This is a genomic window from Aurantiacibacter arachoides (genome assembly GCF_009827335.1).
GTDB lineage: Bacteria > Pseudomonadota > Alphaproteobacteria > Sphingomonadales > Sphingomonadaceae > Alteraurantiacibacter > Alteraurantiacibacter arachoides.
Window position 1 is genome coordinate 1,560,190 of record NZ_WTYH01000001.1, and the last position, 20,002, is coordinate 1,580,191.

General features: G+C 66.0%; 21 protein-coding genes and 2 tRNA genes. 11 read left to right on the forward strand and 12 right to left on the reverse strand.

Annotation, left to right across the window (positions count from 1 at the left end; all coding sequences use genetic code 11):
- Window positions 1-6: 6 nt before the first annotated feature.
- Window positions 7-507 carry a GrpB family protein gene (locus GRI62_RS07585; protein WP_234032843.1) on the forward strand — a complete coding sequence of 167 codons (501 nt, stop codon included), beginning with the start codon at window positions 7-9 and terminating at the stop codon, window positions 505-507.
- Here GRI62_RS07585 and GRI62_RS07590 read toward each other — a convergent pair.
- The 7 genes from GRI62_RS07590 to GRI62_RS07620 all read right to left on the reverse strand — a co-directional run bounded on the left by GRI62_RS07590 (window position 486) and on the right by GRI62_RS07620 (window position 3,991).
- Window positions 486-1,118, reverse strand: a complete 633-nt coding sequence (locus GRI62_RS07590; protein WP_131452744.1) for a flavodoxin family protein — start codon at window positions 1,116-1,118, stop codon at window positions 486-488. The two genes, GRI62_RS07585 and GRI62_RS07590, sit on opposite strands and share 22 nt — an antisense overlap.
- Before the next feature lie 73 nt (window positions 1,119-1,191).
- The gene (locus tag GRI62_RS07595; protein ID WP_234032737.1) at window positions 1,192-1,770 is read right to left on the reverse strand and encodes a F0F1 ATP synthase subunit B family protein; all 579 of its coding nucleotides are present in this window, start codon (window positions 1,768-1,770) and stop codon (window positions 1,192-1,194) included.
- Entirely contained in the window at window positions 1,763-2,257 is a 495-nt protein-coding gene (locus GRI62_RS07600) for a F0F1 ATP synthase subunit B family protein (RefSeq protein WP_131452745.1), read from the reverse strand. Before GRI62_RS07600 ends, GRI62_RS07595 begins: the two co-directional genes overlap by 8 nt.
- 78 nt (window positions 2,258-2,335) lie before the next feature.
- Complete coding sequence (locus tag GRI62_RS07605; RefSeq protein WP_131452746.1) at window positions 2,336-2,560, reverse strand: F0F1 ATP synthase subunit C; 225 nt, start codon at window positions 2,558-2,560, stop codon at window positions 2,336-2,338.
- Between the two features lie 46 nt (window positions 2,561-2,606).
- Window positions 2,607-3,398 carry a F0F1 ATP synthase subunit A gene (locus GRI62_RS07610; RefSeq protein ID WP_267904462.1) on the reverse strand — a complete coding sequence of 264 codons (792 nt, stop codon included), beginning with the start codon at window positions 3,396-3,398 and terminating at the stop codon, window positions 2,607-2,609.
- A 12-nt stretch (window positions 3,399-3,410) separates the two neighbouring features.
- Window positions 3,411-3,752 carry an AtpZ/AtpI family protein gene (locus tag GRI62_RS07615; RefSeq protein WP_131452747.1) on the reverse strand — a complete coding sequence of 114 codons (342 nt, stop codon included), beginning with the start codon at window positions 3,750-3,752 and terminating at the stop codon, window positions 3,411-3,413.
- Window positions 3,753-3,914: 162 nt separating this feature from the next.
- Window positions 3,915-3,991 (reverse strand) — tRNA-Pro (locus GRI62_RS07620).
- Window positions 3,992-4,162: 171 nt separating this feature from the next.
- Between GRI62_RS07620 and GRI62_RS07625 the strand changes: the two genes are divergently transcribed.
- Complete coding sequence (locus GRI62_RS07625) at window positions 4,163-4,546, forward strand: thermonuclease family protein (RefSeq protein ID WP_131452748.1); 384 nt, start codon at window positions 4,163-4,165, stop codon at window positions 4,544-4,546.
- A gap of 10 nt (window positions 4,547-4,556) precedes the next feature.
- Here the strand turns inward: GRI62_RS07625 and GRI62_RS07630 are convergent.
- The 3 genes from GRI62_RS07630 to GRI62_RS07640 all read right to left on the reverse strand — a co-directional run bounded on the left by GRI62_RS07630 (window position 4,557) and on the right by GRI62_RS07640 (window position 6,665).
- A tRNA-Ile gene (locus GRI62_RS07630) sits at window positions 4,557-4,632 on the reverse strand.
- Window positions 4,633-4,679: 47 nt separating this feature from the next.
- Entirely contained in the window at window positions 4,680-6,071 is a 1,392-nt protein-coding gene (locus GRI62_RS07635) for a M20/M25/M40 family metallo-hydrolase (protein ID WP_131452749.1), read from the reverse strand.
- 54 nt (window positions 6,072-6,125) lie between these two features.
- Window positions 6,126-6,665: a DUF421 domain-containing protein gene (locus tag GRI62_RS07640; RefSeq protein WP_131452750.1), complete on the reverse strand. Its 540-nt coding sequence runs from the start codon at window positions 6,663-6,665 to the stop codon at window positions 6,126-6,128.
- Window positions 6,666-6,795: 130 nt separating this feature from the next.
- Here GRI62_RS07640 and ettA point away from each other — a divergent pair, with 130 nt between their 5' ends.
- From ettA to GRI62_RS07665, 5 genes are all read left to right on the forward strand, one after another.
- Window positions 6,796-8,469, forward strand: a complete 1,674-nt coding sequence (ettA, locus tag GRI62_RS07645; RefSeq protein WP_131452751.1) for an energy-dependent translational throttle protein EttA — start codon at window positions 6,796-6,798, stop codon at window positions 8,467-8,469.
- Between the two features lie 8 nt (window positions 8,470-8,477).
- On the forward strand, window positions 8,478-8,912 hold the full coding sequence (locus GRI62_RS07650) for a PaaI family thioesterase (protein ID WP_131452752.1): 435 nt from the start codon (window positions 8,478-8,480) through the stop codon (window positions 8,910-8,912).
- Window positions 8,913-8,999: 87 nt separating this feature from the next.
- The gene (locus GRI62_RS07655) at window positions 9,000-9,509 is read left to right on the forward strand and encodes a hypothetical protein (RefSeq protein ID WP_131452753.1); all 510 of its coding nucleotides are present in this window, start codon (window positions 9,000-9,002) and stop codon (window positions 9,507-9,509) included.
- A gap of 155 nt (window positions 9,510-9,664) precedes the next feature.
- On the forward strand, window positions 9,665-10,546 hold the full coding sequence (locus tag GRI62_RS07660; protein ID WP_234027391.1) for an RcnB family protein: 882 nt from the start codon (window positions 9,665-9,667) through the stop codon (window positions 10,544-10,546).
- A gap of 152 nt (window positions 10,547-10,698) precedes the next feature.
- Window positions 10,699-11,382, forward strand: coding sequence for a prolyl hydroxylase family protein (locus tag GRI62_RS07665; RefSeq protein ID WP_131452755.1), 684 nt, complete (start codon window positions 10,699-10,701; stop codon window positions 11,380-11,382).
- Window positions 11,383-11,395: 13 nt separating this feature from the next.
- On the opposite strand, the gene GRI62_RS07670 is transcribed toward GRI62_RS07665, so the two are convergent.
- Entirely contained in the window at window positions 11,396-13,021 is a 1,626-nt protein-coding gene (locus GRI62_RS07670; protein WP_131452756.1) for a lysine--tRNA ligase, read from the reverse strand.
- Window positions 13,022-13,124: 103 nt separating this feature from the next.
- Here GRI62_RS07670 and GRI62_RS07675 point away from each other — a divergent pair, with 103 nt between their 5' ends.
- A complete protein-coding gene (locus GRI62_RS07675) occupies window positions 13,125-14,027 on the forward strand; it encodes a mechanosensitive ion channel family protein (protein WP_131452757.1) in 903 nt (300 codons plus the stop codon).
- A gap of 61 nt (window positions 14,028-14,088) precedes the next feature.
- Window positions 14,089-15,594, forward strand: a complete 1,506-nt coding sequence (locus GRI62_RS07680) for a tannase/feruloyl esterase family alpha/beta hydrolase (protein ID WP_131452758.1) — start codon at window positions 14,089-14,091, stop codon at window positions 15,592-15,594.
- On the opposite strand, the gene GRI62_RS07685 is transcribed toward GRI62_RS07680, so the two are convergent.
- Entirely contained in the window at window positions 15,595-16,551 is a 957-nt protein-coding gene (locus GRI62_RS07685; RefSeq protein ID WP_131452759.1) for a hypothetical protein, read from the reverse strand.
- Window positions 16,552-16,705: 154 nt separating this feature from the next.
- On the opposite strand from GRI62_RS07685, the gene GRI62_RS07690 reads away from it, so the two are divergent.
- Window positions 16,706-19,471 (forward strand): ATP-dependent DNA helicase, encoded by a 2,766-nt coding sequence (locus tag GRI62_RS07690; RefSeq protein WP_131452760.1) that lies wholly within the window; start codon window positions 16,706-16,708, stop codon window positions 19,469-19,471.
- The gene (locus GRI62_RS07695; RefSeq protein ID WP_131452761.1) at window positions 19,468-19,995 is read left to right on the forward strand and encodes a SixA phosphatase family protein; all 528 of its coding nucleotides are present in this window, start codon (window positions 19,468-19,470) and stop codon (window positions 19,993-19,995) included. The genes GRI62_RS07690 and GRI62_RS07695 overlap by 4 nt, the downstream gene beginning before the upstream one ends.
- Window positions 19,996-20,002 lie beyond the last annotated feature (7 nt).

Sequence of the window (20,002 nt, forward strand, 5' to 3'; positions counted from 1 at the left end):
GCACCAGTGCTGAAAGAGCACTGTTCGGGATGGGCCGCAGCTTTCAGCCGCGAGCGGGACGCGATCGAGCGCGCTCTTGCACCCGGCCCGTGCGAGCTTCACCATATCGGCAGTACCGCTGTGCCCGGCCTGATCGCAAAACCAGTGATCGATATCCTACTGGTGGTGCCTGCCATCGGCGCGCTGAATGATACGGCGGTGACCGCATTGGGATACGTGGCGCGCGGCGAATACGGCATCCCGGGCAGGCGCTACTTCGTACGGCGCACGGGAGAGGCGCTCGACGTCCACCTGCATGCTTTCGCCCAGGGCGACCGACATGTTCGCCACCATCTCGCTTTCCGCGACCTGCTGCGCCGAAGCGAGACTTCTCGCGCCCGCTACGCCGCCGCGAAGCGCGCTGCGCTCCAGCGGTCGGGGGGTGACAAGGCGACATACCAGTCGCTGAAATCGCCGGTCGTGATTGAACTGCTGGCCGAGGCGCTTCAGTCGCCGCTGCCGGGATAGGGATCGGCCTTGAGCAGCTTCGTGAGGTGGGCCGCGTTGCCGGCCACCATGCCAGCGGTCTCGGTCACCTTTTTCGGAGTGCTTTCGAGATCCTTGAAGTCCTTTGATCCCATGGCCTCGCCCACCCAGTAACAGGCGGCGACGGCGGGGATCGTCCAGCCGGTATCGTTGAGGCTCTGGAACAGCTGCGAACTCGACCAGTGCGCGCCGTCCTCATTGCCGACAATCGCCGCCACGGCGACCTTGCCGTAGCTTGGCATCCGGCCCGCATCGTCGGTTTCGGACAGAAAGGCGTCCATCCGCTCCAGCACGCGCTTGGCGATGGAGCCGATCTGGCCCATCCAGATGGGTCCGCCGAAGATCAGGATGTCATGGGCGAGGATCTTCTCGCGCAAGGCTGGCCAATCGTCGCCCTCGCCTTCGTCGGAAGTGACGCCGGGCTTTACGTCGTAATCAGCAATGCGGATGGTCTCCGCGATTTCGACGTCGTGTTCGCCGAACGCCTTGCCAAGCACCGCGATCATCGCATCGGTCGAGCTGTCCTCGTTTCCCTTGCTCGCCTTGAGCGAGCAATTGATGGCAATGGCTGTAACTTTTGTGTCGGCGGGCATGACGCGGTCTCCTGAATTGTCAGGAGGTTAACGCACCGATCCGGAAGGTTTTCCGGACCCCCGCACAAAAAGTTCAAAGCTGGCCGATAACCTCGTCCGCCAGCACGCGATCGGCGGCGGCATCGTGCTTGCTTGCAATCAGGCGGGCCGCGGCCCTGGTCGACGCATCGGCCGCACGCGCGCGCAATTCGGCCACGGCGGTGCGCTCGGCAGCACCGATCCGGTCCTCGGCCATACGCTCGCGCCGCGCCACCATCGCGGCAGTGTCGGCCTCGGCCTTGGTGACGATGCCTTCCGCCTCGCGGCGGGCGTTGTCGATCATCGCCTCGGCATCCTTTTCGGCGCCGGCGATCTTGTTCGCATATTCCTGCCGCAAGGCCTCGGCCTCGGCGCGAAGCTGCCTGGCCTCGTCAAGATTATCGCGGATCGCCTTGATCTTGGCATCAAGCCCGCCGGCGATGGTGCGATGCACCTTCGCGCCGAGAAATGCGATCAGCAGCAGCACCAGCATGGCAATGCTGACCCACTGGTAAGGCGCAAGGCCCAAAAGCTCGGGCGCGGCGTGCTGGCCGGCGCCGCCGTGGGCGTCGGCTACCTCGATCTGCGCCTCGCTGGTGGCGAAGACTTCGGGCATGGATTCGGTGCTAACCACGGGTCATGACCTCCTGCACGGCGGTTCGCGCGTCGGCATCGCTGACCGTCACGCGGGCAAACTGCCGGACGATGTCCTGCGCCGCTTCCACGGCAACGGTCTCGATCTCGGCGGCGGCGGCGTCGCGGCTGGCGGCGATGCGCGCCTCGGCCTCTTCCAGGCGGGTATCAATACCGGTCTGGACGGTCGCGAGACGGGCCTCCGTCGACGCCTGGGCCCTGGCCTTTGCTTCACCCACGATGGCCTGCGCGCTCTCGCGGTTGGCATTTTCGCGGGTGCGCCATGCCTCTTCCTGCTCGTCGGCCGCATCGCGGGCTGCCTGCGCCGCGGCAAGATCGCTGGCGATCTGGCGATCGCGGGCGTCCACCGTGGAGGTGACCTTGGGCACCATGCCCTTGCCCACGACAAAGAACACGAGCCCGAAGATCACGACCAGCCAGAACAGCTGGCTGGACCAGATTTCGAACATTTGATCTATCTGGGGCATGGACGGATTCCGCCTATCGGCAACAAGTCAGGTCGAGACGAACGGCCGGGCGCGCTGGCCCGGCCGGTATGGCAATGATCAGACGAAGAGAATGATCATCGCGACGACGAATGCCAGCAGGCCGAGAAGCTCGGCAGCGGCAAAGCCGATGAACAGGCGGCCCTGCTGGCCATCGGCAGCACCCGGATTGCGCAGCGCGCCATCGAGGAACGAGCCGAACACGTTGCCCACGCCGAGCGCGGCCATGCCGGCACCGATAGCGGCCAGGCCGGCACCGATCATCTTTGCAGCTTCGAGATCCATGTGAATTTCCTTTCGAGTGTATTCTTAAGCGAATGTAACGGTGAACTTAGTGCAGGTTCTCGGCATCGTTGATGTAGAGCGACGAGAGCAGCGCAAAGACGTAGGCCTGGATACCGGCGACGAGGATTTCCAGCGCGCAGATGGCGACCATCAGCAGAAAGCTGGGAATGCCCACGAGCACGCCGAACCCGGCACCCGCGTTCCACCCGTCGATCACGAAGCTGGACAGCACTTCCAGCAGGACGTGGCCGGCCATCATGGCGACGAACAGTCGCAGGCCGAGGCTGAAGGGGCGGAACAGAAACGAGATGAACTCGATCGGCGCGATCACGAAGACCATTGGCAATGGCGTGCCGGCAGGCACGAACAGGCTGAAGAAATGCAGCCCGTGCTTCCAGAAACCGACGATCAGCACGATGGCGAAGCTGAGAATGGCCAGAATGCCGGTGATGGTGAAATGGCTGGTAAAGGTGAACGGGTGCACGCCCACCACGCCCAGCGGCATCAGGCCAAGGATGTTCGCGAACAGGATGAACATGAACAGGCTGAAGATATAGGGCAGGTACTTGCGCCCGTTCTTGCCGATGTTGGCATCCAGCATGTCGTCGATGAAGCCGGTGAAGCTTTCCACCGTCATCTGCCAGCGGCCCGGGACGATCTGCTGGCGCATGCCGCCCAGCATGAACACGAACAGCACGACCGCCGTGATCAGCATCCACAGCGCGGAGTTGGTGAAGGCGATGTTATAGCCGCCGATGGCCAGACCGTCGGTGCCGAAAAGCGGCTCCACGGTGAACTGGTGCATGGGATCGACCTTGGCGGTTTCGGCAGCTGCCACGACTGTTCGTCCTTACCCGTCCTGTGTGTCGCCACCCGATGCCGGGGGGCGCGAAGAATTGCGAATGATGTTCCAGAAGGCGACCACGATGCCGACACCCAGACCGCCCAGCAGACCCCACGGATTGACGCCGAAGAACCAGCCAATGGTCCATCCGACGATCGCACCGCCAAGAAGCCCACCGAGCAGATCCGTCAGCGCCCGGCTGGCAGCCTTGCCGCCAGCATCAACGCCTTGCACCTGCGGCCGGTTGCGCTGCTCTTCCCGCTCGCGTGCGGCAGCAAGCCGCGCTTCGAGCGCGTCGATCCGCGCATCCTCACCGATGGGTTCCCGAGCGGGTTTCTCGTCGCTCACGCCTGATCCTCCGTAATGGGAAATGGCATGGGCAAAGAGGTGCCCGCCAAGGGCGCCGCCCCCTTAGGCGGGGGGTTCTGGCAAGTCAACCGGTGGTCGGCCCCTCGAACCGACAGACTTGCCGAACAGGCCATGTTGCGGCCCTTGCGGGCCAAAGGTAATTGGTCGGGGAGACAGGATTCGAACCTGCGACCCTCTGGTCCCAAACCAGATGCGCTACCAGGCTGCGCTACTCCCCGACACGTGGACCCGCCCCTACGGACTGCGCCATTGCGGTGCAAGCTGCATTCGCGAAAGGCTCTTCGGTAGACTACGCAGGAACACCTGCTGCGGCGCGCCGCTAAGCCTCCGCTGCCGAGCCAGCGCAGCGCGCACGCTGCTGCGGGGCGGCCTAGCCGTGGGCGATGCTCATGTCCGCAATCAGCCTCGCCGTGGCGCTCGCCGCGCCCTGCTCTGTCACCGATGGCGATACGATCCGCTGCGGCGACAAAAGAATCCGCATCACCGGCATCGATGCGCCCGAAACCCGCGCCTGCCGTCAGGGACGCCAGTGCGTGCCGGGCGATGGCGCTGCCTCGACCCGCGCCATGGAGCAGCTGATGGCGGGAGCCGCGCTCACCATTGTGCGGCTGGGGCGCGATCGGTACGGGCGCACGCTGGCGGTGGTCTACGCTGACGGAACCAGCGTCGCCTGCGCACAACTTGCCGCCGGGCAGGCATTCTACATGGCGCGGTGGGACGATGAGCGGCGGGTTGCTGCGGACTGCCCCCACCTGACGAATCGCGTCGCGTGAGAAAAGGCGCTGGTGGGCCCGGCAGGATTCGAACCCGCGACCTAGCCGTTATGAGCGGCCAGCTCTAACCGCTGAGCTACAGGCCCCCAGCCCGCCCGGCCCTATCGCCCGAGCGGGTTCGCATCAAGCGATGTCAGTCAGCGGCAGCGGCATTGCCCATGATCGGCCCGGCTTCGTTGGCCAGCACCGCCGTCACCGCGGTCCACACCGCCACGTTTTGCGCCAGGTCCGCCGGATCGACCTTGTCGAGGGTGTCGTTGGCCGTGTGGTGCAGGTCGAAATACCGCAGGCCGTCCTGCTGCAGGTCGACGATGGCCCCGCGCTGATCCCGCATGATGTTGAGATCGGCCCCGCCGCTGGCGACGAGGTTTGCCGCCGGCAGAACGCCGTAACCCGATACCGCGCGGGCAAGGCGCGCCCACAGGTCCGGATTGCCCTCGGTAAAATTGGTTTCCATGCGCCAGATGCGCCCGGCGCCAAAATCGCTCTCGATACCCACGGCCATCGGTTCGTCCCGGTGCGCGGCGGAATAGGCGGCGGAACCCCACAGGCCGTTTTCCTCGGCACCGGCAAACAGCACGCGAATCGTGCGCAGCGGCTGGCCCTGCTCCGCCACGCGCAGCGCGGTGGCGGCGGCGATGGCGCAGCCGCTGGCATCGTCGATGGCGCCCGTTCCCTCGTCCCAGCTGTCCAGGTGGCAGGCGAGCAAGACCGGCGGCAGCGACGGGTCGCGTCCGGTGATCTCGCCGGTCACGTTGCCGCTCGTCACCTCGCCTAGCTGGCGCGGGGTAAGGACGAGCTCGATTCGCACGGGCTCTCCGCCAGCCTCGGCACGGCGCAGCAGGCGTTCGAGCTGATCAGCGTCCGGATTGCTCAGCGCGGCGGCGGGAATGGCCGCGGTGCCGGCGGGAAAGGTGGTGGAGCCGGTGTGCGGGAGCCGGTCGTTGTCGCTGCCGATGGAGCGGATCAGCATGCCCGCCGCACCCTTGCTGGCGGCAATGGCCGGACCCTGCCGCCGGGGCGAGCCGAAATAGCCGTAGTGCGAGCCGTCCTGCGTGGCACGCATGGAATGGCCGACATAGGCGATCTTTCCCGCCAGGCTCCCTGCTGGCGCGGCGCGCAGATCCTCGATGGTGGCGAAATGCACGACCTCGGCGGTAATGCCGGCGGCGGGCGTTGCGCCGCTGTAGCCAAGGGCGGTCAGAACCAGCGGCTGGGCGCTTTCACCCACGATGCGCGCGCGCTGTTCGCCGCGCAGCCAGCCGGGCATGGGAAAGGGCTCGTCCACCACGTTGACGAAGCCGTGCGCACGCAGCCACTCCATCGCCCAGGCACGGCCCCTCGCCTCGTCCGGCGTGCCGGCAAGGCGCGGGCCTATTTCTGTGGTGATGCCTTCGAGAAAGTCCCAGGCGATCTCGTCGTGCGCGCCCGGCTCCATGCCGTAACGGCTGTCGTAACGCTGCGCATCGGCGGTGGCGGGAATGGCGAGCGAGAGCGCGGTGAGCGCAAGTAGGCTTTTGTGCATGGTCGATGGCTAGGCGATGGCCGGCGCGCTGCCAAGAGGCGAAAGCCGCAGCTGTCAATCGGGCCGGGGGCGTTCCTCTGGATCAGTCGCCACACCGTGCAGCAACCGGTCATCCAGTCGCTCGCCATGCAGCACGGAAACATCGCCGGTCGTTTCCAGCACTAATGCCCTCACCTCGGTAAGCGACAGGACGTTGGCCTCGCGCAGCTTGGCGAAAAGGTCGCTCTCGGCCACGCGCGTGCGATCCAGCGCCTCGCGGTCGATCACCCCGTCACGCATCAGTATGACCGGCTTGTTCTGGAAAATCTTTTCGAACAGATCCGAATCCTTGCGGATACGCGCGGCAAGCCACTGGATGAAGAAGAGCCCGGTCATGGCGGTGAGCGGCTGTGCAAACCCGCGCCAATCCTCGACCTGCGAGGCGCCCGCCAGCAGCGAGCCCAGCGCCACCGTCATGACGAAATCGAAGCTGGTCATTTTCGATAGCGAGCGCAGGCCGACAACGCGGATGTGCAGCACAACCCATACCAGCGCCACGATCGCCAGAAGGAAACCGCGCAGCAAAGTGTCGGACCAGATTTCGTCGAGGAACATGAACGCCCAACTGCGGCGGCCATGCCCCTGTTCCGAGATTGCCACGCGCGATGCTTGCCCGCAGCGCTGCCAGCGCCTATCTGGCGCCACGCATTTCCAACGCATTGCCTGATCTACGTGAGGACCTCCGATGGCCGCCCAATACGCCTACGTCATGAAGAACATGACCAAGACCTTCCCCGGTGCGCAAAAGCCGGTGCTGCATGACATCAACCTGCAATTCTATCGGGGGGCGAAGATCGGCATCGTCGGGCCGAACGGCGCGGGCAAGTCCACGCTGATCAAGATCATGGCCGGCATCGACAGCGACTTCACGGGTGAAGCCTGGCCGGGTGAGAACATCACCGTGGGTTACCTGGAGCAGGAGCCCGAGCTCGATCCCGGCAAGACCGTGCTGGATAACGTCAAGGACGGCGCTCGCGATACTGCCGACATGGTCGAACGCTTCAATGCCATCGGCATGGAAATGGGCGAACCCGACGCCGATTTCGATGCGCTGAGCAACGAGATGGCCGAATTGCAGGACAAGATCGACGCGGTCGACGGCTGGACGCTCGACAACCAGCTGGAAGTGGCGATGGAAGCCCTGCGGTGCCCGCCGGGCGACATGGGCGTGGAAAGCCTTTCGGGCGGCGAAAAGCGCCGCGTGGCCCTCACCCGCCTGCTGATTCAGAAGCCCGACATCCTGCTGCTGGACGAGCCGACCAACCACCTCGACGCCGAAAGCGTGCAGTGGCTGGAAAACCACCTGAAGGATTATGCCGGCGCGGTGTTGATGATCACCCACGATCGCTACTTCCTGGATAACGTGGTGGGCTGGATCCTCGAACTCGACCGCGGCAGCTACTACCCTTACGAGGGCAACTATTCGACCTACCTTGAAAAGAAGGCCAAGCGCCTCGAACAGGAAAACCGTGAGGAATCGGGCAAGCAGAAGGCTCTCTCGCGCGAACTGGAATGGATCCGCCAGACGCCTGCTGCTCGCCAAACCAAGAGCAAGGCGCGTATCCGCAAGTTCGAGGAATTGCAGAACAGCCAGAACGACCGCCGCCTGGGCAAGGCGCAGATCGTGATCCAGGTGCCCGAACGGCTCGGCGGCAAGGTGATCGAGGCCAAGAGCATTACCAAGGCCTATGGCGACAAGCTGTTGTTCGAGGACCTGTCGTTCATGCTGCCCCCCGGCGGCATCGTGGGCATCATCGGCCCCAACGGCGCGGGCAAGTCCACGCTGTTCAAGATCCTGACCGGCAAGGAAGAACCCGACGAGGGCAAGGTGGAGATCGGCGAGACCGTGCGCCTGGGTTTCGTCGACCAGAGCCGCGACCACCTGAACCCCAAGAACAACGTCTGGGAGGAGATCTCCGACGGGCTGGACTACATGAAGGTCAACGGCAACGACACCAGCACGCGGGCCTATGTCGGCGCGTTCAACTTCAAGGGTCAGGACCAGCAGAAGAACGTCGGAAAGCTGTCGGGCGGTGAGCGCAACCGCGTGCATATCGCCAAGATGCTCAAGACCGGCGGCAACGTGCTGCTGCTGGACGAGCCGACCAACGATCTCGACGTGGAAACGCTGGGCGCGCTGGAGGAAGCCATCGAGAACTTCGCCGGTTGCGCCGTGGTCATCAGCCACGATCGCTTCTTCCTCGATCGCCTGGCCACCCACATCCTCGCCTTCGAGGGCGACAGCCACGTCGAATGGTTCGAAGGCAACTTCGAAGCCTACGAGGAAGACAAGCGCCGCCGCCTGGGCGACGCGGCCGACCGGCCGACGCGATTGGCTTACAAGAAGCTGACGCGGTAGGATTGCGGATGGCGTCAGACGCTCCCGACGGGCTTGCCCTGATGCAGATGATGGCGCGGGGAGACATCCCCCCGCCGTCGATCTCGCAGACGATGGGCATGGCACCCTCGTCGGTCGAACGGGGCCGGGTGGTATTCGAATCCACCGCCGACGATCGCCACCTCAATCCGCTGGGCGGCGTGCACGGCGGATTTGCGGCGACTGTGCTCGATTCGGTGACGGGCTGCGCGGTCCACACCATGCTGGAAGCCGGCGTGGGCTATGGCACCATCGATTTGCAGGTGAAGTTCCTGCGCCCCGTTCCGACCGGAGAAACCTTGCTGGCCGAGGGCACGGTGGTCCACGTTTCTCGCAACCTCGCCACCGCCGATGGCAAGTTGACCACGAGAGATGGCAAGTTGCTGGCGACGGCGACGGCCACCTGTTTCATCAAGCGGGGCTGACTCCGGCCGCCTGCTTCTCCCCCAACGAAGGTGCGGCGAAACCTTCGCCCGCTGAAACATCGATGCGTGCGGGGCGTTACCCGGCGCATGAGGCTCAAATCTCCGCTGCGCAATCACCTGTGGTCTACCGTCGTCTTCCTCTTGGTATGTCTGGCCGGCTTCGGTGCGCGGCAGGGGATCGGGACGATCTATTCGAGCGCCAAGGCGACCGAGCTTATCGAGGCGCTGAGCCGGGCGGGCCTTTATCTCGGTTCCGCCATCGTCACCGCTTCGGTCACCACGCTCGCGCTGATGCTAACCCTGATCGGCATGCTGCGCCGGATGGACAAGGACTTCGACCAGCAGACCTACAGGAACGTCGATCTCATCGCCCGGCTTGCCACGGCCTCGCTGATGATCGCGCTGTTCGTCTTGCTGGCCTTTACCCTGCCGGTGGGCGAATTCGACGAACTGCCGGAGGACTGGTTCATCCGTCTCTACGACGCGCTGTTCGCCGCCAGCGTAGTCATGGTCGGGTTGAATGCGGCCACGGTCACCGTGCTTTACCGCACATTGCGCGGGGTGCTCAGCAAGATCACTCCCGGTGATGAGGTCTGATCGGTTCATCGCCAGCGACTTGAACATGAACAAATGGTCCTTGGCCCGGTTCACAAACCGGTCAGCCCATCGCCTCTAGGTCTCGCTCCATCGTAACGGACATCGTAGCTCGCAGTGTTTTAGCGGCATCGATGGCACTCACTGGAGAACCTGCAATGCGTGTGGCAGACCTCATGAAATCGAGCGCCCTTGCCGCTCTTGTCGCGGCTTCGCTGACAGTCGGCTCGGCACCCGCGGCGGCTGCGGATACTGGCGCAGCCGCGCTCGAACAGCAGCAGCGTGGCGAGCCACAGGCACGCCAGGGACGCCGTAGTGGCAGCGACGCACGCCCGCAGCGCAGCCAGCGGACGCAGGCGCCCGGCCCGCGACAAACCTCGCGGCAGCAGGCGCCGCAGCAGCCGGCCCCCGTCGCGCGCGACAGCCGGCAAGGCGATCGATCCTGGCAGGGCGATCGATCCTGGCAGCGGGACGACAACCGCAGCCGGGACGGCCGGACCTACGAAGGTCGCGACAGTCGCGGATCGCAGGCGCATTCGCGCGGCGACTCGCGTGAAAGTTCCCAAGGCACCTATCAGGGCACCACGGCGCGTGATTACGGTTCGCAACGACGGGGCGATTATGGCGCCGACCAGCGCCGCTATGGTGATCGCACGCAGGGGCAGTATCGTGACCGCGACCAGCGTGGCTATCAGGACCGCGACCAGCGACGCTACGACGATAACCAGCGCTGGAACCGCGATGGCTGGCGGCGGGATCGCCGTTACGACTGGAACAGCTATCGCTACAACAACCGCGATGTCTTCCGCCTGGGCAGGTATTCGTCGCCCTACCGGGGCTACAGCTACCGCCGGGTGAACATCGGGTTCACGCTCAACAGCGGGTTTTACGGCAGTCGTTATTACATCAACGATCCGTGGCGCTATCGCCTGCCGCAGGTCTACGGCCCCTATCGCTGGGTGCGCTATTACGACGACGTGCTGCTGGTCGACATCTACCGCGGCGAAGTGGTCGACGTGATCTACGATTTCTTCTGGTAACGCAAAGTTCGTGGATCACGTTGCGATCCCCCGATCTCGCATGAGGTCGGGGGATTTCGCATTGCCGGGCCTGCTGAACCGGCGCCAACCTGCCATCGTCTGCACGCCCATACTTGCGCATCTGGCAAAGCGATGGAAAAGCATCAGCCACGATGAGCGACACCAAGAGCAAATCCTACGCCCCTGACGCCGACCGGGCTGGCCTCAAGACAATCGGCAAGGCCGTCCGCGCGCGACTGGCGGCCAACCTGACCGCCTACAAGGTGCCCAGCGACGAGCTGGAACTGCACGCCTTCGGCGATTTCATGTCCGCTGCCGAATGCCAGAAGATGATCGAACTGATCGACGCCACCGCGCAGCCCAGCCGCGTGTTCGACCTCGACTATTCCAGTGGCTATCGCACGTCCTATTCGGGCGATGTCGATCCTCACGATCCTTTCGTGAAGAAGATCAGCCGCCGCATCGATGACCTGCTCGATATCGATCCTACCTTCGGGGAGCCGATACAGGGCCAGCGGTACATGCCGGGCCAGGAATTCCAGCCGCACCATGACTGGTTCCATCCGGAAACCAGTTATTGGGATCTCGAAATGGGGCGCGGCGGGCAGCGCAGCTATACCGCGATGGTCTTCCTGAACGAGCCGGAGGCCGGCGGCACCACCGATTTCACCGATATCGGCATCTCGATCGAACCCAAGCAGGGCGTGCTGCTGGCGTGGAACAACGCCCGGCCCGATGGCACGAGCAACCCGATGACGATGCACGCCGGCCGCCCCGTATTGCAGGGGGCCAAGTACATCATCACCAAGTGGTATCGCACCAAGCCCTTCGCCTGATCGGCGCGGCCGGTCAGCGCGCCAGCGCCTCGGCAATCAGGCGGCGGCTGTTGTCGATACCGTAGAGCGCGATGAAGCTACCCATGCGCGGCCCCTGCTCGGACCCCAGCAGCGTTTCGTACTGCGCGCGAAACCAGTCGCGCAAGGTGTCAAAGCCAAAGGTCTCGTCCTTGCCGATCTCGTAGACGATGGTCTGGATATCCTCGGCGCTCGTGCCCGGATCGATCGTGGCCAGCCGCGCATCGAGTTCGCGCAGGGCCGCGGCCTCGTTCGCTGCGGGCGGCCGCTTGACCAGCGTGGGCGCCACGAAATCGCGGTTGTAGGCCAGCGCCCGCTCAACCAGCACCGCCAGCGCAGGGTGGGCTTCGGGCCGGGCATCGTCGATGTAATTGCCAAGGTAGCTCCACACCTGTTCGTCCGTGGCATCCGCACCCAGCACTCCCACCAGGTTCAGCAGCAGCGCATAGGTAACGGGCAGCGTTTCGCCCGCGCCGCTTTCTGCCTCGCCCGCCGCGTTCAGCAGGTTCCACGCCGGGTTGCCCAAACGCTTGTCCCACGACTGGTCGGGAATGGCGGCGCGGAATTGCCAGTAGTCGTCCACAGCCTTGGGAATAACGCCGACATGCAATTGCTTGGCACTCTTGGGATTGGGGAAGATGTAGTGGCCGAGACTCTCCTCGCTGCCGTAGGTCAGCCATTCCTCGATCGTCAGGCCGTTGCCCTTGGACTTGGAAATCTTCTCTCCGTTGGCATCGAGGAACAGTTCGTAGATCAGCCCTTCCGGTTTGCGGCCGCCCAGCACCCTGGCGATCTTGCCGGACTGGATGCCGGTGTCGGTCAGGTCCTTACCGTACATCTCGTAATCGACGCCAAGCGCGACCCAGCGCATGGCGAAATCGACCTTCCATTGCAGCTTGGCCATGCCGCCGAGGGCGCTCTGCTCTATCACGGTCCCGTCTTCATCGGTGAAGCGAACCGTGCCCGCGTCGGCGTCAACAATCTCGACCGGCACCTGCAACACATGGCCCGTCGACGGGGAGATTGGCATGATCGGCGAATAGGTCGCCGCGCGTTCGGCGCGCAGCGTGGGCAGCATGATGTCCAGGATTGCCTGATCGTTGCGCAACACGCCGCGCAAGGCATCGTCGAACGCGCCCGAACTGTATCGCTCGCTGGCGGCGACGAATTCGTATTCGAAACCGAAGCGGTCGAGAAATTCGCGCAGCATCGCGTTGTTGTGCGCGGCGAAGCTTTCGAACTTCCCGAACGGGTCGGGGATGCGGCTCAGCGGCTTGTGCAGGTTCGCTTCCAGCAGCGCCTTGTCGGGCACGTTGTCGGGCACCTTGCGCAGGCCGTCCATGTCGTCGGAAAACGCGACAAGGCGCGTGGGTGCCGGCGCCCCGCCCGTGCTCGCCACGATTTCGTAGGCCTTGCGCACAAGCGTGGTACGCAGCACTTCCTGGAACGTGCCGATGTGCGGCAGGCCGCTGGGCCCGTAACCGGTTTCGAACAGCACGGGTTCGGGCGAACCATCCGCTGCCGTCTTCCCGTTCGGATAACGCTTGGCCAGGCGCTGCGCTTCCTGGAATGGCCATGACTTGGAGACGCGGGCGGCTTCGATGAGGTCGGTGCTGAACATGATGCTGGCGACTTAGGCCGGGGTCGCCGGCCTTCGCAAGTGCGAAACGAACCGGAACCCTGCCGCGGCGCAGCCATTGTTCCGGCATACGAAGGGGGTTTCCTTGAATTACATCCAGACGCTGCAGAATCAACTGAACGCCATGGCCTATGGCCTCGTCGCTGCGCTGCCCAACCTTGTCATCGCCGTGCTTGTCCTGCTCGTCACCTGGATCATCGCCCGGTTTGCGGTGCGGATCGCCGACGCGCTGGTTGGCCGCACCAATCTGCGCGCGAACCTGCGCAACCTGACCGAAACCGTGGTGAAGCTGGCGATCTGGATCGTCGGTATCCTGATTGCCGCCGCCGTCGCCATCCCCGGCTTTACCCCTGCGGGCGCCATCGCGGGCCTGGGTATCGGCGCGGTCGCCATCGGTTTTGCCTTTCAGGACATTTTCGAGAACTTCCTTGCCGGCGTCCTCATCATGCTGCGGGAGAAGATGCGCATCGGCGACGTGATCGAGGTGGAGGGTGTTACCGGCCGGGTCGAGCACATCACCTTGCGCGAAACCCATATCCGCCAGCTTTCCAACGAGCTGACGATCATGCCCAATTCGATGATCTTCAAGAACCCGGTGAAGATCCTGACCGATGATTCCCTGGCGCGCACGGAAATAATTGCCGGCGTGTCCTACGATACCGATCTCGACCATGCCGAACAGATCATCCGCACCGCTGTCGAGTCGCTGGACGGCATCGATCAGGACAAGGGCGTGGAGGTCTACGCGACCGAGTTCAATTCCAGCTCCATCGATTTCAAGGTGCGCTTCTGGACCGGATCGAAGCCCCGCGAAGGCTGGCAGGCGCGCAGCATCGCCATCAAGGTCATCAAGCGCGCGCTGGACGATGCCGGTATCGAGATCCCGTTCCCCTACGTGACGCACACTTTCAAGGAGGCGGTGCCGGTGGAAAACCGCAACGTAGGCAAGTTCAGCCGTGACGCGGATAGTTCGGACCAAGTCAACTAGGCACTGGGCAGCGCGCCCCTGACGTGGCACCCCTTGCTGCAAGAGAAGGGAGACCCAGACCATGCGCACCATCCTTGCCGGCGCCAGCCTGCTGGCTCTCGCCTCCTGTGCGACAGCGCCACCCGCGAGTCCTGCGCCGCGCGATGCCGCGCTCGACGCCAACACGTGCGCGATGCTCCCTGCCGAGGCACTGGGCCGTCAAACGGTCACCACGCTATGGCTTCCGGCGAGCGATGGCCTGCCTGCTTTCTGCGAGGTCACGGCCACTTTGCAGCCGGTCGATGGATCGACCATCGGCGTCGTCTATCGCCTGCCCGCCAGCTGGAACGGGAAACTGGTGGGGATCGGCGGTGGCGGCTGGGCGGGCAACGTCACCTTGATGGCGGCGCGTGACGGATTGTCGCAAGGGTACGCGACCATGCAGACGGATGCCGGTCACCCCGGCACCGGCCCTTGGGACAATGCCTGGGCCGTCAATCCGGAGGCGGCCACCGATTTCGCCCACCGTGCCATCCACCAGATGACGGCCACCGGCAAACGCGTCGCGGCCGCCCTGTATGGGCGGGCACACGATCGCGCCTACTACAACGGCTGTTCTACCGGCGGGCGCATGGGTTTGATGGAGGCGCAACGTTATCCGGAAGATTATGACGCGATCATCGCCGGCGCCCCGGTCTATACTTTGCAGGTGCAGACCACGGGCCTGCTGCGCAACCAGACCTTTGCCGCGGGCGACGGCGCAGGTGGATTCACGCCCGCCGACCTGCACCTGGTGCAAACCGCGGTGCTGGCCCAATGCGATGCCGACGACGGGCTGGCCGACGGGCTGGTGTCCGATCCCGCAACCTGCGCCTTCCAGCCGCGAACCCTCCAATGCGCAGCCGGGCAGTCCGACGGCTGCCTGTCGCCGCCGCAGGTCACCGCGCTGCAGGCGGTCTACGACGGGCGCCGGGCGGCCGATGGCAGCTGGATGATGTTTCCGCTGTACCGCGGCGGCGAGGCGGGATGGAGCATGTTCATCGGCACTGACGGCACGGGCAGCGATGCGACCGGCGGCGGCGGCCTCACAGGGCTGCAGCCGGTGATCTTTGGCGCGCGCGCGCCGGATTGGGCAAACTTTACGGAAACCGACTACATGACCGTGCGCCGCTCCGCCTTTGCCAGCCTGTACGAAGCGGACGATCCCGACCTTTCCGCCTTCTTCGCGCGCGGCGGCAAGCTGCTGACGTGGTTCGGCCTGTCCGATCCCGGCCCCAGCCCCGTCATCGGCACCGACTATGCGCATGCCGTGGCGGCGGCCAATCCGGAGGCGGGCGAGAGCTTCCGCCACTTCACCCTTCCCGGCGTCGGTCACTGTCGCGGTGGCCCGGGAGCGGACAACGTCAACTGGCTAGATGTGATGGACCGGTGGGTCGAAAGCGGCATCGCGCCCGACCGGGTGACAGGCTCCAACACGCAGAACCCCGCGCTGGTGCGGCCGCATTGCGCGTGGCCAGCCGTGGCCAGCTATCGCGGCAGCGGCGATGCGAACGATCCTGCCAACTGGATCTGCCGCGCGCGCAGCTGATCAGGAGCGGCGGATGGGCCGCGCGTAGACGCCGCCGTCGTTCGGGGGCGACGGGCGCGGCGACCGCGACAGCTGCACCGTGCCGGCCGGGATAGTGCCCGGCGTCGCAGCGGCGGCCGGCCCACCGTGCGTGGGCCGCGCGATCTGCACGAAGCCGGAAGGCGTGGTGACCGCTCGGGCGGGCGGGCCGGCGTCAGGTCGCGCCGGCGCAGGTTGGGCCGAGGCAGGTTGAGCCAGTGTCGGTTGAGCCACCGCAGGCCGGGTAGGGACAGGGTGTGCAGGGTCGGCTCGCGCCATCGCTGGCGATACCGCTCCCCCTGCCGCCGTCGCCGTCTGCGCGGGTGGCGGGCGATAAGGCTCGATGCGTTCGACGGTGATGGCATCGTCCCGCCCGAACTTTTGGCGCAGGAAGGCATAGCCTGCCACCCCTGCGACGGCGAGCAGCCCCAGCACCCACCACAGCCAGGTCCAGCCGCCGCCCGCTGACGCGTCAGCAACGACCTCAGACGGCGCACCGGGCGCGGTGTCCTGCGGCAGAGGCACGGGGAACGGCGCGGATGCGGAAGGCTGCGGCGTCGCGGTAGACGGCAGCGGCGTGGGCGCGGCCTCTTGCGGCTCGGGGCCCGGCTGCGCAGTCGGGCGCGCCTGTGCAGGGCCCTGGCGCGGCGTCTGGCGAGGAACGGCCTGCGTTGGCGCCGGCGCGGGTGTCGTGGCCCTCGGCGTGGGCCTCGGAGCCGGCGTCGGCGTCGGCGTAGCCGTCTGCGCTGGCGTCGGCTGAGGTGTGGAAGTCGGCTGCGGCGTCGCGCGCGGAACAGGCGGCAGGTCGGGCCCCTGCCGCGGATCGGGGGTGGCCGATGGATTGGGCGGAAGCTGGAAATCGGGTAACTGCTGCGCAAGTGCACTCGCCGGAAGGGCGATGAACACGGCAGTGACGGAAATGGCGATGGTCCGGAACATGGGCCCGCGCTCTATACGCTTGCCGGCGCGCACTCACATGAACAAATTACCCTGCATCAGCAAAGCTTCGGCCAGTTGCATTCCTGCCACGACGAATGGCGCGTTCCGGTCGAGCTCGTGTTTACTTTTCGTTCCCCCTGCGCCTAGTGGGCGCATGGCCGCGCCCCCTCCGCCTCCCCTCTCCCTGCCAGCGTTGCACGCCAGCCATGCGGGAAGCTGGACACGTGGCGGCATGGGCGAGACGCGCGCGGTGGCGAAGGGGCAGGCGGTGATGGCGGCAGCCGATACCCCGCACCTCGTGCTCAATGCGCCCTTGGTGGCGACGCGACTTGGTTATCCCGACCTTTCGGGGCTCGACCTGCTGGAACTGTTCGCCTTCGTGCACCCGGCGCGGTTCTGCGTGCCGACGCCGAAGGGGTTCGCCCACGCGCTTGGCCTTGCCGAGCCGGAGGATGGCGCCGATGTCCCCGCCTTCCTGCAACACGCCGCCGCCCTGCTGGTGCGCCGCTGCGAAGATGCCGACTGGGCCGAACGCGAAGGCGCGTGGAGCACGCTACAATCGCTCACCCGCCTGCGCTGGCCATGGGCGCAGGTTCTTACAGCCCATGTGCGGCGGCCGGAAAAGGCGGAGAAATGGCTGTTCTCGCGCCTGCCCGAATGGGAGGAGACACCCGAGCGCCCGCAGCCCGGGCAAGTGCTGATCGGCGAGGAGGAGGTGCGCGGTCAGCTCGCCCGGCTGATCGGCGAAGGCGCCGAACAACGCCAGGGCCAGCAGCATTATTCGGGCGCCGTCCGGCGCATCTTCGCCCCGCGCGAACGGCACGCCAAGCCGCACGTGCTGCTGGCGGAGGCCGGCACCGGGATCGGCAAGACGCTGGGCTATCTCGCCCCCGCCTCGCTGTGGGCCGCGGCCACGCAAGGGACGGTCTGGGTCAGCACTTACACCAAGAACCTGCAACGCCAGCTGCGCGCCGAAAGTCGCCGCGCCTGGCCCGAATTCCGCACCGATGGCAGCCGGCCCGTGGTGGTGCGCAAGGGGCGCGAAAATTACCTGTGCCTGCTCAACCTGGAAGATGCGCTGCAGGGTGGCTTCGGCGGGCGGGCGGCGGTGCTGGCGCAGCTGGTGGCGCGCTGGGCGGCCTATTCGCAGGACGGCGACATGATCGGCGGCGACCTGCCCGGCTGGCTCGGCACATTGTTCCGCAGTCGCGCCATCAAGTCGCTGACCGACCAGCGCGGCGAATGCGTTTATGCCGGGTGCCCGCATTACCGCAAATGCTTCATCGAGCGCGCCGCAAGGGCCAGCGCGCAGGCCGATCTCGTCATCGCCAACCATGCGCTGGTGATGGTGAACGCCGCGCGCGGGCGCGACCACGCGCAGCGGCCCACCCGCATCGTGTTCGACGAAGGGCACCACGTGTTCGACGCCGCGGATTCGACCTTTTCCGCCGCGCTTACCGGGGCCGAGACGATCGAACTGCGCCGCTGGATCGTCGGCCCGGAACGCAGCAGCAAGGGCCGGCGGCGGGGGCTTTCGGCGCGGCTGGCCGACGTTGCCAGCTACGATGAGGCGGGCGGCGAGGCGATCGAGGCGGCGCGCGAGGCGGCCGGCGCCCTGCCCTCCGACGGCTGGCTCACCCGCATTGCCGAAAGCGCGCCGAGCGGCCCTGTCGAGGCCCTGCTGGGCGCGGTGCGCGCGCTCACCTACGCCCGCGACGAGAGCGGCAGCGCCGACATGGGTTACGGCATCGAGACCGAGGCCGCCGGGCTGGAAGGCAACTTCGTGGAGCTTGCCCAGGCTGCCGCGCAGGCGCTGGCCGAGATCCGCCAGCCGCTCATCAAGCTGGGCGTGCGGCTGGAGGCCATGCTGGAAAACCCGCCCGACTGGCTGGACGGGCAGGGCCGCGCCCGCATCGACGGGGCGCGCCATTCGCTCGCCTGGCGGATCGACACGCTGGCCGCGTGGGAGGCGCTGCTGGGGCGACTCGGCGGACCGGGCGATCCGGAATTCGTCGACTGGCTGGCAGTCGATCGCAACGATTCGCGTGAGTTCGACGTGGGCCTGTATCGTCACTTCCTCGACCCGATGAAGCCGTTCGCCCGCACCGTGCTGGAAGGCGCGCACGGGGTCATGCTGACCAGCGCCACGTTGACGGACCGGATCGAGGGCGGGCGCGACTGGGCGGACGCGATCGGCCGCTCCGGCGCCCCGCATATCGAGGTGACCCCGCACACGGCGGAGGCGGAGAGTCCGTTCAATTATGCCGCCAGCGCCGAGGTGCTGATCGTCACCGATATCCGGAAAGGCGATCTCGCCGCGCTGGCAGGCGCCTATGCCAAGATCATCGAACAATGCGGTGGCGGCGTGCTCGGCCTGTTCACCGCCATCCGGCGGCTGCGCGCGGTGCACGGGCGCATCGCCGACCGGCTCGCGCGGACCGGCCTGCCGCTTTATGCGCAGCACGTCGACCCGATCGACACGGGCACCCTAGTCGACATCTTTCGTGACGATCCCAAGGCCAGCCTGCTGGGCACCGATGCCCTGCGCGATGGGGTGGACGTGCCGGGCGAAAGCCTGCGCTGCGTGGTCATGGAGCAGGTTCCCTGGCCCAAGCCCAGCATCCTCCACCGCGCGCGCCGGGCGTCGGGCGGAGGGTCGGCCTACGACGACAGGATCATTCGCGGGCGACTGGCGCAGGCCTTTGGCCGCCTGATCCGCTCGGCCGGCGATCGCGGCCATTTCATCGTCCTTTCCCCCGCCTTCCCGTCGCGCCTGCTGAGCGCCTTTCCCCCCGGCGTGCCAGTGTCCCGCGTCACCCTCGACGAGGCTTTACAACGGCTCGGCGGAGGTGTTGTGTCGGCTCCGGTTACAGCCCCGGTTTCGGCTCCGGTCGCCAGCGAAGAGGACATGCCCTTTTGAAACGCCTCGGCCTGCTGCGCCATGCCAAGTCCGACTGGGACGACATGCGGCTGCGCGATTTCGATCGCGGGCTGAACGATCGCGGGCGCAGGGGCGCGGCCTTGATGGGGGCACACATTCGCCAGCGGGAAGATCGCTGGGACGCCGTGATCGCCAGCCCCGCCGCGCGCGTGAAACGCACGCTGGAGGCGAGCGGCCTGGACCTGCCGTTCACCTTTGCGAACGCCGTCTACCTGGCCGACTGCCCTACCCTGATGACGCTGGTGCGCGGGCTGGGTGACGAGGAGGCCGTGCTGCTCGTCGGGCACAACCCCGGTTTGCAGGAACTGGCCCTGGCGCTCGTGCCGCCGCAGGAAGAGGATGCGCTGTTCGATGCGGTGATGGATAAATACCCCACCGCATCCTACGCCGTGCTGGAACTTGCCATTGATCGTTGGGCCGATCTGGCAGAGGGCTGCGGAAAACTTGTCCACTTCGCCCGGCCGCGAGATCTCGATCCCGATCTCGGTCCCGAGGCGGATTGATCGTTCT

Bases quoted from the DNA above. Each gene is read 5' to 3' on its own strand.
- GRI62_RS07600 (WP_131452745.1), bottom strand. From the start codon at position 2,257: ATGCCCCAGATAGATCAAATGTTCGAAATCTGGTCCAGCCAGCTGTTC.
- GRI62_RS07650 (WP_131452752.1), top strand. From the start codon at position 8,478: ATGGCGTCAGACGCTCCCGACGGGCTTGCCCTGATGCAGATGATGGCG.
- ettA (WP_131452751.1), top strand. From the start codon at position 6,796: ATGGCCGCCCAATACGCCTACGTCATGAAGAACATGACCAAGACCTTC.
- GRI62_RS07625 (WP_131452748.1), top strand. From the start codon at position 4,163: ATGTCCGCAATCAGCCTCGCCGTGGCGCTCGCCGCGCCCTGCTCTGTC.
- GRI62_RS07590 (WP_131452744.1), bottom strand. From the start codon at position 1,118: ATGCCCGCCGACACAAAAGTTACAGCCATTGCCATCAATTGCTCGCTC.
- GRI62_RS07685 (WP_131452759.1), bottom strand. From the start codon at position 16,551: ATGTTCCGGACCATCGCCATTTCCGTCACTGCCGTGTTCATCGCCCTT.
- GRI62_RS07680 (WP_131452758.1), top strand. From the start codon at position 14,089: ATGCGCACCATCCTTGCCGGCGCCAGCCTGCTGGCTCTCGCCTCCTGT.
- GRI62_RS07635 (WP_131452749.1), bottom strand. From the start codon at position 6,071: ATGCACAAAAGCCTACTTGCGCTCACCGCGCTCTCGCTCGCCATTCCC.
- GRI62_RS07690 (WP_131452760.1), top strand. From the start codon at position 16,706: ATGGCCGCGCCCCCTCCGCCTCCCCTCTCCCTGCCAGCGTTGCACGCC.
- GRI62_RS07640 (WP_131452750.1), bottom strand. From the start codon at position 6,665: ATGTTCCTCGACGAAATCTGGTCCGACACTTTGCTGCGCGGTTTCCTT.
- GRI62_RS07660 (WP_234027391.1), top strand. From the start codon at position 9,665: ATGCGTGTGGCAGACCTCATGAAATCGAGCGCCCTTGCCGCTCTTGTC.
- GRI62_RS07605 (WP_131452746.1), bottom strand. From the start codon at position 2,560: ATGGATCTCGAAGCTGCAAAGATGATCGGTGCCGGCCTGGCCGCTATC.
- GRI62_RS07665 (WP_131452755.1), top strand. From the start codon at position 10,699: ATGAGCGACACCAAGAGCAAATCCTACGCCCCTGACGCCGACCGGGCT.
- GRI62_RS07670 (WP_131452756.1), bottom strand. From the start codon at position 13,021: ATGTTCAGCACCGACCTCATCGAAGCCGCCCGCGTCTCCAAGTCATGG.
- GRI62_RS07655 (WP_131452753.1), top strand. From the start codon at position 9,000: ATGAGGCTCAAATCTCCGCTGCGCAATCACCTGTGGTCTACCGTCGTC.